General features: G+C 60.5%; 10 protein-coding genes. 7 read left to right on the top strand and 3 right to left on the bottom strand.

What is annotated here, in order from left to right; translation table 11 throughout:
* Window positions 1-193: 193 nt before the first annotated feature.
* The 3 genes from ACQRCA_RS02970 to ACQRCA_RS02960 form a co-directional block, all read right to left on the bottom strand.
* Entirely contained in the window at window positions 194-1,390 is a 1,197-nt protein-coding gene (locus tag ACQRCA_RS02970; protein ID WP_427718405.1) for an MFS transporter, read from the bottom strand.
* Window positions 1,391-1,513: 123 nt separating this feature from the next.
* Window positions 1,514-3,925, bottom strand: coding sequence for a ferrous iron transport protein B (gene feoB, locus ACQRCA_RS02965; protein WP_427718402.1), 2,412 nt, complete (start codon window positions 3,923-3,925; stop codon window positions 1,514-1,516).
* Between the two features lie 477 nt (window positions 3,926-4,402).
* Window positions 4,403-5,302 (bottom strand): alpha/beta hydrolase, encoded by a 900-nt coding sequence (locus tag ACQRCA_RS02960; protein WP_427718400.1) that lies wholly within the window; start codon window positions 5,300-5,302, stop codon window positions 4,403-4,405.
* A gap of 247 nt (window positions 5,303-5,549) precedes the next feature.
* On the opposite strand from ACQRCA_RS02960, the gene ACQRCA_RS02955 reads away from it, so the two are divergent.
* From ACQRCA_RS02955 to ACQRCA_RS02925, 7 genes are all read left to right on the top strand, one after another.
* Window positions 5,550-6,113 (top strand): PTS sugar transporter subunit IIA, encoded by a 564-nt coding sequence (locus tag ACQRCA_RS02955; RefSeq protein WP_154514730.1) that lies wholly within the window; start codon window positions 5,550-5,552, stop codon window positions 6,111-6,113.
* Between the two features lie 179 nt (window positions 6,114-6,292).
* Window positions 6,293-7,696 (top strand): asparagine--tRNA ligase, encoded by a 1,404-nt coding sequence (gene asnS, locus ACQRCA_RS02950; RefSeq protein WP_427718399.1) that lies wholly within the window; start codon window positions 6,293-6,295, stop codon window positions 7,694-7,696.
* A 250-nt stretch (window positions 7,697-7,946) separates the two neighbouring features.
* Window positions 7,947-8,735, top strand: coding sequence for a hypothetical protein (locus ACQRCA_RS02945; RefSeq protein ID WP_427718398.1), 789 nt, complete (start codon window positions 7,947-7,949; stop codon window positions 8,733-8,735).
* A 158-nt stretch (window positions 8,736-8,893) separates the two neighbouring features.
* The gene (locus ACQRCA_RS02940) at window positions 8,894-9,874 is read left to right on the top strand and encodes an ABC transporter substrate-binding protein (RefSeq protein WP_427718396.1); all 981 of its coding nucleotides are present in this window, start codon (window positions 8,894-8,896) and stop codon (window positions 9,872-9,874) included.
* 203 nt (window positions 9,875-10,077) lie between these two features.
* Window positions 10,078-11,001 carry an ABC transporter permease gene (locus tag ACQRCA_RS02935; protein WP_427718394.1) on the top strand — a complete coding sequence of 308 codons (924 nt, stop codon included), beginning with the start codon at window positions 10,078-10,080 and terminating at the stop codon, window positions 10,999-11,001.
* Window positions 10,994-11,788 carry an ABC transporter ATP-binding protein gene (locus ACQRCA_RS02930; RefSeq protein WP_117839998.1) on the top strand — a complete coding sequence of 265 codons (795 nt, stop codon included), beginning with the start codon at window positions 10,994-10,996 and terminating at the stop codon, window positions 11,786-11,788. Before ACQRCA_RS02935 ends, ACQRCA_RS02930 begins: the two co-directional genes overlap by 8 nt.
* A gap of 334 nt (window positions 11,789-12,122) precedes the next feature.
* The gene (locus ACQRCA_RS02925; RefSeq protein ID WP_427718391.1) at window positions 12,123-12,890 is read left to right on the top strand and encodes a mechanosensitive ion channel family protein; all 768 of its coding nucleotides are present in this window, start codon (window positions 12,123-12,125) and stop codon (window positions 12,888-12,890) included.
* Window positions 12,891-12,983 lie beyond the last annotated feature (93 nt).

The raw sequence follows: 12,983 nt of genomic DNA, 5'->3' as shown, positions 1-12,983 counted from the left end.
AAACCTAGGCCACTCCAGCACATACCGGAGCGGCCTCGGCCTCTTTTACGCATGCTCAGCGAGGTAGCTAAAATAGCCCCGTCCCAAATTAGCTACCCCAGCCCCTTTCTAAGTTGCGGTGAAATACGGACTGTTTGCCGGGTTTATTGGGCCCAGCAGTCCGTATTCCACCGCAACTGATGAGGAAACGTGATTAGGCGACGGGCTTTGCGCGGCGTATGGCCGGGAACATCACCGTGATGGCGAGGATGACGCCCACGACGGCAATCGCCCCGCCCACAAAGCCGATCCAGGCGATACCGGGGCCCGAAACCACGGCGCCGCCGATCGCGGTGCCCGTGCCGATACCCAGATTAAACAGGCCCGAGAAGATCGACATGGCGACAGCCGACGAATCCGCGGGCGTGTACTTGATAAGCTCGGCCTGGAATGCCACGTTAAAGGCCGTGGCGCAGCAGCCCCACAGCACGCAGACGGCAAGCACTGCTGCGAGCGACGATGCGGCCGAACCTATGAGCAGCAGGGCCGCTGGCACGCCGGAGAGCGTGATAGCCAAAAACGGGAAGCGGTGCCCGTCGAACAGGCGGCCAAACAGCCAGCTGCCCACCAGACCGGAGCAGCCAAACGCCGTCAGCGTCATGGTAATGGCGCCCGCGTCGACGTGCGCGACCTGCGCCAGGAAGGGCTCGATATAGCTGTAGCCTGTGTAATAGCCGGTCGCCATAAAAACCGTGACCGCGTAGAGCGCGATGAGGAACGGGTTCTTGAGCAGCTCGGGCAGCTGTTTAACGGCAAAGCGCTCACCCGCCGGCATGGCCGGGAACACCGCTGCCTGGTACACCACCGCGGCGGCAGAGAAGGCCCCGACCACAGCGAATGTCATGCGCCAGCCCACAGCCAGCCCGATGGCGCGGCCGATCGGCAGGCCAAAGATCTGCGCGATGGACGAGCCCGTGGCGATCATGCTGATGGCGAGCGCCCCGTGACGGGTGTCGACCAGGCGCGAAGCCATAATCGAGGCGACCGACCAGAACACGGCATGTGCGCAAGCGACCACCAGGCGTGCACAGACTAAAATAGGATAGGTGGGCGCCACGGCGGACAGGAACTGACCCAGAGAGAACACGGCGAGCACGCCGAGCAGCATACGCTTGAACTCAAAGCGCGAGGCAAACACCATAAGCGGCAGCGACAGCAGCATGACGCCCCAGGCGTAGACCGAAATCATGATGCCTGCCTGGGCCTCGGTGAGCGAGAACGATACGGCAATATCAGTCAGAAGGCCGATGGGCATGAACTCCGATGTGTTGAACACGAACGCGCAGCAGGCAAGCCCGATAAGCGGGAGCCACTGCTTGAGCGAGATGCCATCTTGTCTTGCCTGAGTCATGTAGGAAACCTCTCCGATTGTCTTGGGCGGTGGGCGATTATATAGCAACAGCCCCGCATCCGTCAGTACAGATGCGGGGCCGCAATCAACTCAATACACAGAGGTTGCGCTGTCAATAAATAGCTAAGCCAACCCCAGCAATATGCCCACCGAATGCACGACAAACGCCACGATCCAGGCGACCGTCACCTGAAACGCGAACACGGCAACGGCATAGCGCGCGCCCAACTCGCTCTTGACGGCACCGATTGCCGCCACGCAGGGCGGGTACAGCAGCGTAAAGACCAAGAACACGTAGGCGGTAAACGGCGAAAACATGGTCGACAGCGCCGCGGGTGACGTTGCATCCAAAAGCACGGTGAGAGTCGAGATGACGCTCTCCTTGGCGATAAGTCCGGTGACGAGCGCCGTGGATGCACGCCAGTCGCCAAAGCCAAGCGGCGCCAACGCCGGCGCGATGATGCTACCCAGACCGGCAAGTAGACTCTGCGACTGATCGGCGACCACATTAAAGCGGATGTCAAACGTCTGGAGGAACCAGATGACCACGGTGGCGGCAAAGATGATGGTAAAGGCCTTGGTAATAAAGTCCTTGGCCTTATCCCACGCCAGCATCACCGTCGTCTTGATGCTCGGCAGGCGGTAGTTGGGAAGCTCCATGATAAACGGCACCGGGTCGCCCTTAAATGCCGTGCGGTTGAGCACCAAAGCCGCGATGCAACCGACCGCAATGCCAATCAGATAGAGCGAGACCATGGCTGGGACCGTCGCCTGCGGGAAGAATGCTCCGCACAGCAAGCCGTAAACCGGCAACTTGGCCGAGCAGCTCATGAACGGCGTGAGCATGACCGTCATCTTGCGATCATGCTCGGATGGGAGTGTACGGGTCGACATGATAGCCGGCACGGTGCAGCCAAAACCGACGAGCATGGGCACAAAGCTGCGGCCCGACAGGCCAAAGCGACGCAGCACCTTATCCATGACAAAGGCCACGCGCGCCATGTAGCCGGAGTCTTCCAGAATGGAGAGAAACAAGAAGAGCACGACGATAATCGGCAGGAAGGTCAGCACGCTGCCCACGCCCGTAAGCACGCCGTCGACAGCCAGCGAGCGCACCACGTCATTGGTTCCAAACGCCTTGAGACCCGCATCGGCCGAGGCGATGATGACAGCGATGCCGTCCTCCATAAGTCCCTGCAACGCCGCACCGATCACGCCAAACGTCAGCCAAAAGACGAGGCCCATGATCACCAGAAACGCCGGGATGGCCGTGTAGCGACCCGTCAGGATGCGGTCGATCTTAACGGAGCGCACGTGCTCGCGGCTCTCGTGCGGCTTCACCACGCAGCGCCCGCACACGTCGCCGATAAAGCTAAAGCGCATATCGGCCAGCGCGGACAGGCGGTCGGTGCCGGCCTCGCCCTCCATCTGGGTAATGATGTGCTCGATAGCGTCAAGTTCGTTGCGATCCAGGTGAAGTGCCTCGGTCACCAGCTCGTCGCCCTCAACCAGCTTGGTCGCCGCAAAACGCACCGGAATGCGGGCCGTCACGGCATGGTCCTCGATCAGGTTGGCAATGCCGTGGATGCAGCGATGCAGCGCACCGCCGTCCGGGCCATCGGGCGCGCAGAAGTCCAGGCGACCCGGGCGCTCGCGGAACCGCGCCACATGCAGAGCGTGATCCACCAGCTCGCCGATACCCTCGTTGCGGGCAGCGCTAATGGGGACAACAGGCACGCCCAACAGGCTCTCGAGCAGGTTGACGTCCACGGCGCCGCCGTTGGCCGTCACCTCGTCCATCATGTTGAGCGCGATGACCATGGGGCAGTCGAGCTCCATAAGCTGCAGCGTCAGGTAGAGGTTGCGCTCGATATTGGTGGCATCGATGATGTCGATGATGGCGTCGGGATGCTCGTCAAGGATGAATTGACGGCTGACAATCTCCTCGCCCGTGTACGGCGACAACGAATAAATACCGGGCAGGTCGGTAACGCTCGCCTCGGGGTGGTTACGGACAGTACCGTCCTTGCGGTCGACCGTCACGCCGGGAAAGTTACCAACATGTTGGTTGGAACCCGTCAGCTGGTTGAACAGCGTGGTCTTGCCGCAATTTTGGTTGCCGGCGAGGGCAAAGTGCAGCGGCGCGCCCTCGGGCACGGCCGTTTTTGCCGCGCGGGGCGAATACGTCCCCTCACCGAGCGCCGGGTGCTCCGTCGTGCCGATTGCGGCGTTAACGCGCGGGCTCGTATCGGTGTCGTGAATACCCACGAGCTCAATGCGAGCAGCATCGTCTTTGCGCAGCGTCAACTCGTAGCCACGCAGGCGAATCTCGAGCGGGTCGCCCATGGGGGCGTACTTCATCATGGTGACTTCGGTGCCCGGCGTTAAGCCCATGTCCAAAATATGCTGTCGGAGTGCCTGATCGTCCGATGCCACCGATGCGACAACGGCGTCCTTTCCAATCTCGAGTGTATCGAGCTTCACGTCCGTGTTCCTCCCCCGACGCCCACAGGGCGTTGCATTTATGTTCACCATTGCTAACCGTTTGCCATGGCTAACCAATTTTAACCATGCATGATAGCGCGAACATGCAGCGACGTTCAATCAACAGATTGTTGCAATGGGGATTCCGGGCCCCAGTTTTCCAGACGAGTCTGCTGCGGAAACTGCATCCCACTACTCAGGCGAATTCCGGTCCCCGATTTCCCGATGGGGCCTCTCGGGGAAACCGCGTCCCACTCTGAAGCTTCAAAACATGATGCGTTTTCCGGTTGAAGCATCTTGCGGAAAATGCATCCCGGAATCGTCGCTCAGACCGGGATGCGGTTTCCCGATCGACCCTCTGCGGGAAACTGTATCCCACCTTGAGGGGCAAAACTGGGACGCGGTTTCCGGCCCGGGCATCAAAACGAAGTTGCGGTGGAATAGTTCCTGCTTGGGGCTTTAACCAGCAAAAACAGGAACTATTTCACCGCAAGTTATGAGGGACGGGAGGGACTGGCCCTCTTACTCTTACAGATGGCGCTCCAGGAAGCGGAAGGCTAGGCGAATCCAAGGGCGAACCGCCACCTGCTTGTCCTCGTTGTCGACCGCGGTATTGGCATTGCCGAGCGAAAGGCCGTGACCGCCTTGGTCAAAGACGTGCATCTCGCAAGCGACGCCCTCCTCGGCCATGCGCTGAGCAAACGGATAGACCTGCGCGATCGGCGCTGTTTTGTCATCGGACACGCCCCACACAAAGGTCGGCGGCATCTGACGCGAAACGTGCGTGGTGGGACAGATGTCGGCCAGGTGTTCGTCGGTCGCCTCGCCGCCGGTCACCATCGACAGGTAGTCGTTGAGCAAATCGCGCCCCGTCTTGCCACCTGTCTTGGGCACGCGCAAGTCGATGCGCGGATCGCGCGTCTGCATGTCGCGGACATAGGCAAAGTCGAGCAATGGATAGCCCAGCACCACGGCATCGGGACGAATGTCGTCCGGACGCGCCCCGACAAGTGCCGCGAAGGGGCCGGTCTTCCACTGCGTTGCCAGCGAGGCGCAAATCATGCCGCCCGCCGAAAAGCCCACAACGCACACGCGCTTGGGATCGACATGCCACTCGTCGGCATTCGCACGAACCGTGGCGACCATCTTGGCAAGATCTGCCTGGGGGTGCGGAAAGCTCACGTCACCCGTGCCACTCGTGACATAGTTGAGAACAAAGGCCTGGTACCCGTGATCCAAAAAGGCAAACGCCACCGGGTCCTGCTCGTGCGGAGCGATGTGCGTAAACGCGCCTCCGCCGCAGATGATCACTGCCGGGCGACGACCATTGGGCTTGCCGGGCAGCGGTTCGGCCCCCATATAGGTAAACGTCGCCGGATATTCCTCGGTCGGCTCCTCGCCCCACAGCGCATGGCTCTCGACGATCATATATGCTCCCTTCGCGCGATTCGTGCGCACGTTATGTATCGCCTTCAAGCGTACCCCACTTGGACGCACGGCATCGAAACGTATCCGCAATAAGTTCCCTTCAACTGATATATCACATAATCCCAGCTCAGGGACGTCGTTGAGCAGCGTAAAATAGAGACGCTGACCGAGCCGGTAAACACACACGAAACGTTTCCGGCAAAACTACGCGTGCGCTACATGCGCACTTGATACGTTGGAGGCATCTATGGGTCTGCTCGATTCGCTCAAGTCCACGTTCAACTCGTCGGGCGAGGCGTCCGTACCGCCCGCAGCAAGCTTCGCCACCCGCGAAGGCGTCATCTACGCTCCCGTTAACGGTGTGCTCGTCAATCTAAACGAGATTCCCGACGAGACCATCGCCTCGGGTATGCTCGGCCAGGGCTACGGCATCGAGCCCATCACCGGCACCATCTATGCGCCCGCTAACGGCCGCATCGGCGCCACCACCGTCACCAACCACTCTATTGGCATGATCACCGAGGACGGCCTTCGCGTGTTCATCCATGTCGGCCTGGGCACCGTACAAATGAACGGCAAGGGTTTTGCCCGCTTTGTCGAGATGGGCGATGTGGTCAAGGCAGGCCAGCCGCTCATCAGTTTCGACCGCGATGCCATTAAGGCCGCTGGCCACGAGGACATCGTGACCGTCATCATCTCCGAGCTCGATCGTCTTAAGAGCATCGACCATGTCGGCGAGTCTGGAACGCTTATCGGCGGCAACCCGCTCGTCAAGCTGGGCGACCCGCTGCTGGTGGCTAAGACCAAGTAACGAGTCCTGCGCCGTACAGCCAATAGGCAACACGCCAAGCGCCCACGACCATCTGGCCGCGGGCGCTTTTCGTTTGAAAACCGTCCCGTCAATACCTTATCTGTATAGCCCAAATGAGCCGAGCTGCTAGAATATCGAACTGTATGGATAACTATCATTCAACCGTTATGGGAGGATACGTGAACCGCACCAAAATCGCGCAGCTCTATGCCGATTCCGAGTCGCTCGGCGGCCAGACCGTCACTGTCGCCGGCTGGGTCAAGTCCGTCCGCGACATGAAGAACTTTGGCTTCGTTACGCTCAACGACGGCAGCTGCTTCCGCGACCTGCAGGTCGTCATGAACCGCGAGACGCTCGGCAACTACGACGAGATCGCCCACCAAAACGTCTCGGCTGCACTCATTTGCACCGGCACCGTCAAGCTGACCCCCGATGCGCCCCAGCCTTTCGAGCTTTCTGCCACCTCCATCGAGGTAGAGGGCACGAGCGCCCCGGACTACCCGCTGCAGAAGAAGCGCGCAACCGTCGAGTTCCTGCGCACCCAGCAGCACCTGCGCCCGCGCACCAACCTGTTCCGTGCCGTGTTCCGCATCCGCTCTGTCGCGGCTGCCGCCATCCACCGCTTCTTCCAAGAGCAGGGCTTTGTCTACGTCAACACCCCCATCATCACCACGAGTGACTGCGAGGGCGCCGGCGAGATGTTCCGCGTGACCACGCTCGACCCCAAAAATCCGCCTCTCACCGAGTCCGGAGAGGTCGACTGGAGCCAGGACTTCTTTGGCAAGCATGCAAGCCTTACCGTGTCCGGCCAGCTCAATGCCGAGAACTTTGCCATGGCCTTTGGCGACGTGTACACCTTTGGCCCCACCTTCCGCGCCGAAAACTCCAACACCACGCGCCACGCCGCCGAGTTTTGGATGATCGAGCCCGAGATGGCCTTTGCCGACCTGAACGACTACATGGATAACGCCGAGGCCATGCTCAAGTACGTTCTTAAGGACGTTATGGCCACTTGCCCCGACGAGCTCAACATGCTCAACAAGTTTGTGGACAAGGGCCTGATCGAGCGCCTGAACCACGTGGCCAACTCCGACTTTGCCCGCGTCACCTACACCGAGGCCGTCGAGATCCTGGAGCAGGCCGTCGCCGCCGGTCACAAGTTTGACTATCCTGTCAGCTGGGGCATTGACCTGCAGACCGAGCACGAGCGCTTCCTGACCGAGGAGCACTTTAAGCGCCCGACCTTCGTGACCGACTACCCGGCCGAGATCAAGGCCTTCTACATGCGCATGAACGACGACGGCAAGACCGTCGCCGCCGCCGACTGCCTGGTTCCCGGTATCGGCGAGATTATCGGCGGCTCCCAGCGCGAGGAGCGCCTGGATCTGCTCGAGGCCCGCATCAAGGACCTTGGCATGGCCCCCGAGCAGTACAAGTACTATCTTGACCTGCGCCGCTATGGCTCCTGCAAACACGCCGGCTACGGCCTGGGCTTCGAGCGTTTGGTCATGTACCTGACGGGTGTGGGCAACATCCGCGACGTCCTTCCGCACCCCCGCACCGTGGGCAACGCCGATTTCTAATCGCCACAGCTCCGTCCCGCGCGTTACAGCGTGTCGCACCAGCGCCTCTCGGCAAGCCGAGGGGCGCTTTTTTCAACAGCATCCGTCAGGCTTTTGTCAAGTTTTTGGTCAGCTGAGCAGGGCTGTTGAAAACTCGATCCGCCGCTTGCCGACGACTACCGACCACCCAGAGCGCCCTGCGCCCCTAAGCAAACCCCGTGTCCTAGGCTCCGTAGCGTCATCACCCAAAATCGGAAAGGACGTGAACGCAATGGCCAAACCCGCTGTTGAGAACTACGAGGCCACGACCAGGGGTGCTGCTTCCATGGCAGCCTATCGCGCTGTGCGCATCCTGCAACTCTTAAGCGAGCATACCGGTGAGGACAAAGCGCTTCCTCCCGATGAGCTGATCGAGCGCCTCGCCCATCCCGACGACCCCGCTCGCATGCCCATCTCGGCAGCGCGACGCAGTATCCATACCGCGATTTCCGCCCTGCGACATGCCGGATACGAGATTGAGTACAAGCGTGGCGCGGGTTACCGACTTCTCACCCGACCGCTCTCCGACGAGGAAATCATTCGACTCCATGGCATGGTCATGCGCAACCGCTCCACACCCATCGCGACCAGGAAAAGCATAGCGCGCCATCTGGTCGCCATGGCAAGCGCCGACGTTCGCGGCTATCTCGATACGTCCGAGCCGGCACCAAGCGCAGAAGGTAAACCCGCCAAGGCCACACGACCGCCCGCCAAACGCATCGATACCTGCGAGCTCATCGAGCGGGCCATCGACCACGGAACCACGGTGAGCTTTGACATTTCAAGCGTCACGACACATGACAAGATCGAAGTGACGAGGATGACCGTTCGGCCTTTTGCCATCAAACAGCGAGACGGCGTCTCGTATCTGCTGGGAACGGTCGTCGACGGGCACGGCTCCGACGACACCCTACGCACCATCGAGGTCAGCCGCATGAGAAACGTTAGTACGCGCCTGCTCGACGGCAAGAAGCTCTTTGCCGCGCTGGACGAGGGGGAGCGGCCCGCGCCCGCCGCCTAAGTCTTGCCGTTGCCCGCCGAATCCCCCGCCGTCCATCCGGTTCAGTATTAAAAAACCCGACAGGTTGTTGAAAAAATGGGCATCGGCGCTACTATAGACCCACTTGCACTTTGTTTGAGTGCAGTGTTTCCAGCAATTTCTATACTGGGGGTAATGACATGAACGACATCACCATCAGCCGCAGGAGCCTTCTGGTCTCCGCCGGCCTGCTCGCACTGGCCCCGCTCGCCGGATGCGGCGGCAACTCTGGTTCCGGCTCTGCAGCCGCCGGTTCCGACTACACCATCGGCGTTTTGCAGCTCACTGAGCACTCCGCGCTCGACGCCGCCAACGACGGCTTTGTCAAGGCCATCAAGAAGAGCGGACTCAAGGTCAAGATCGACCAGAAGAACGCCCAGAACGACCAGTCCACGTGTAAGTCCATCGCCGACAAGTTTGTGGGCGACAACGTCAACTTGATCTACGCCATCGCCACGCCTGCCGCACAGGCTGCCGCCGGCGCCACGGCCGATATCCCCATCGTGGGCTGCGCCATCACCGACTACGCCGCCTCCGGCCTGGTCCAGGACAACGACAAGCCCGGCACCAACGTCACCGGCGCCTCCGACCTCACCCCGGTCGCCGAGCAGCTCGAGATGATGCAGAAGGTCCTGCCCGACGTTAAAAAGGTCGGACTGCTCTACTGCACCGCCGAGTCCAACTCCGACGTCCAGATCAAGGCCGCCAAGAAGGAACTCGACAAGCTGGGCCTGGAGTACACCGATTTCACCGTCTCGAGCTCCAACGAGATCCAGTCCGTCGTCGAGTCTGCCGTAGGCAAGGTCGACGCGCTCTACTCCCCCACTGACAACACCATCGCCGCGGGCGCTTCGCAGGTCGGTCAGATCTGCAAGGAGAACAAGCTTCCCTTTGTGACCGGCGAGGAGGGCATGTGCATGGCCGGCGGCCTGTTCACCCTTTCCATCAACTATGAGGACCTGGGCTACGCCGCGGGCGAGATGGCCGTTAAGATTCTGAAGGGCGAGGCCAAGCCCGAGGATATGCCGATTAAGCACCTCTCGAGCAAGGATCTGGTCGTCGTCAAGAACGACGAGATGGCCGAGGCCCTGGGCATCGACCTTTCCGCTCTAGACGAGTAGCGCCATGCGCGGTAACGCAGCTAGGCACGCGCTTGCGCCATAGCTGTGTTATTCAATATCTGAGTCATTGGGGCGAACGCTAAAGACCGGCGTTCGCCCTGCTTGTTTTTGGTAAAACAAAATGTCCGTCCGCTGCTCTTTTATGCATTGGTACCGCTATTATGGAAAATCACGTGTCCACCCTATCCTAGGAGGTATGAAGCATGCTCATTGCATTGCAGGGCGCCGTTTCGCAGGGTGTCCTCTGGGGCATTATGGTGCTTGGCGTGTTTATCACGTTCCGCCTGCTCGACATCCCCGATATGACCTGCGACGGCAGCTTTGCCCTCGGCGGCTGCGTCTGCGCCGTGCTCATCGTCAACAACAATGCCGACCCGTTGCTCGCCGTTTTGGCCGGCATGTGCGCCGGCGCCATTGCGGGCGCGGTCACGGGCATTCTGACCACCGTCTTTGAGATTCCCGCGATCCTCGCCGGAATCCTCACCCAGATCAGCCTGTGGTCCATCAACCTGCGCATCATGGGCAAATCCAACACGCCCATCCTTGCCAAGGGCACCGTGTTCTCGGCCGTCAGCAATATGACGGGCCTGCCGCAGTCCACCGTTGCCATCATCCTGGGCATCTTGCTCGCCGTGGCCATCGTTGCCATCCTGTATTGGTTCTTTGGCACCGAGATCGGCTCGGCGCTGCGCGCCACCGGCAACAACGAGTACATGATCCGTGCCCTGGGCGTCAACACCAACTCCACTAAGATGATCGCCCTCGTGCTCTCCAACGCCCTCATTGGCCTTTCGGGCGCGCTCATCTGCCAGAGCCAGAAGTACGCCGACATTGGCATGGGCACCGGCGCCATCGTTATCGGTCTCGCCGCCATTGTTATCGGCGAGGTGCTCGGCCGCCTGCTGCCCGGCGGTCTCACGCAGTTTAGCGTCCGTCTTGCCTCCGCCGTCTTTGGCTCCGTGGTGTACTTCCTCATCCGCGCCATCGTGCTGCAGCTGGGCATGGACGCCAACGACATGAAGCTGCTCTCCGCCGTGATTGTCGCCGTGGCCCTATGCGTGCCCGTAGTTTGGGAGCGCTATAAGCTCCGCAGCTCCTACACGAAGGGGGATGAGGCAGATGCTTAAGCTCTCGCACGTCAAGAAGACCTTTAACAAGGGCACCGTCACCGAAAAGCGCGCTCTTACCGGCGTCGACCTTACCCTCAACGACGGTGACTTTGTAACCGTGATTGGCGGCAACGGCGCCGGCAAGTCCACGCTGCTCAACATGATCGCCGGCGTGTATCCGCTTGATTCGGGCGTTATCGAGCTCGACGGCACCGACATCTCGCGTCTGAGCGAGTCGCAGCGTGCCAAGTACCTGGGCCGCGTGTTCCAGGACCCCATGCGCGGCACCGCAGCCGACATGCAAATTGCCGAGAACCTGGCACTCGCCAAGCGTCGCGGCCAGCGTCGCGGCCTTTCGTGGGGCGTCACCAAGGCCGAGAAGGACGAGTACGTCAAGCTGCTCAAACGCCTGGACCTTGGTCTGGACACGCGCCTCAACGCCAAGGTCGGCCTGCTCTCGGGCGGCCAGCGCCAGGCACTCACCCTGCTCATGGCCACGCTCACCAAGCCGCGCCTGCTGCTGCTCGACGAGCATACCGCGGCACTCGACCCCAAGACGGCCTCTAAGGTGCTCAATCTGACCGAGGAGATCGTCGACGAGAACCACCTGACCACGCTCATGGTCACGCATAACATGAACGACGCCATCCGTCTGGGCAATCGCCTGATCATGATGCACGAGGGCCACGTAATCTACGACGTGGCGGGCGATGAGAAGAAATCGCTCACCGTGGCCGACTTGCTTCAGAAGTTCGAGGAGGTCTCGGGCGGCGAGCTCGCCAACGACCGCATGCTGCTGAGCTAAACCTACCAAAAAGGGACAGGTTTATTTTGGCCGGTTTTATCTGCGCAGACGTCAAAACCGCCGCAAAGGGACAGACACCTTTGCGGCGGTTTTCGCATATTATGTCGATAATCCAGCGTCAGCAGGGACCACTGGTTAAGAACTAAGGAAACTGCCATGAGAGGATCTCTTCCTCGTCTTGCTTGACCGCCGCGCTCCTTGCCGGCGTACTCGCCGGCGTCCCAGCTTACGCCACCGCGGACACCCCATCTCAAGTTATCGGCCCGTCCGTTGTGATCGGACGGGCTTTTTGGTGGGTATCATGGTTGAACGATCATGAGGAGGTTTTCCCTACATGGAATTGTTTGAGCCGATTCTTCATTTCTTTGAGCAGAGGTGGGTCCACAACATCATCTGGGCTGGTATTTTGGCGATAGGCACCGCCGTTGCCGCCAAAGTCGTTTCCAAGACGCTGCGTCACCTGCTCAACCGCGACGATAACCCGCTTCCCGCATCGAGTATCTTCATCAACATCGCGCGCGCCGTCATCTGGATGATTGGCGGCAGCTTTATCCTCGACAACTGCTTTGGCATTAACGCAAACGCGCTCGTCGCCGCTCTTGGCGTCGGCGGCATTGCCATCTCGCTCGGCTTTCAGGACACGCTGTCGAACCTTATCGGCGGCATGCAGGTGACCTTTATGGGCATCATCAAGCCCGGCGACAATATCGAGGTCGGCGGCGTGTCGGGCGTGGTACAGGACATCACCTGGCGCCACACGACCATCGAGGATGCCTACGGGCAGACCATCATTGTGCCCAACTCCAACATCTCCAAGGACACGCTCGTGCATCTGATGCCCTTTGGGCGCGTGGCCGTGCCCGTTGCCGTAAAGGACACGTCTAAATGGGCTTCCCTTGACGCGCTGGCAGACGAGCTGACCAGCGCCACCAAGGCCGCCGTGCTTCCCATCTCGGGCTTTGACCAGGAGCCCTACGTGCTCTTTAGCGAAATCGGCGACTTTGGCATCAAGGGCAAGATCATCTTTATCGTCAGTGACGACAGCACCACACTCACCGCTGCCGACGCCTGCATCCGCGCTATCGCTCCCATCATCGCCTAAAGCACCACAAAGGGGGCAGTGAACTGCCTCCCATTTCTTGGACATCGGGAAATGGGAGGTTTTCATTCGTGGTACCATAGTCCATACAGTTGT

It is taken from the genome of Collinsella sp. SGI.095 (assembly GCF_050314535.1).
Taxonomy (GTDB): Bacteria; Actinomycetota; Coriobacteriia; order Coriobacteriales; family Coriobacteriaceae; genus Collinsella.
This window is presented reverse-complemented; position numbering and strand designations above follow the sequence as displayed.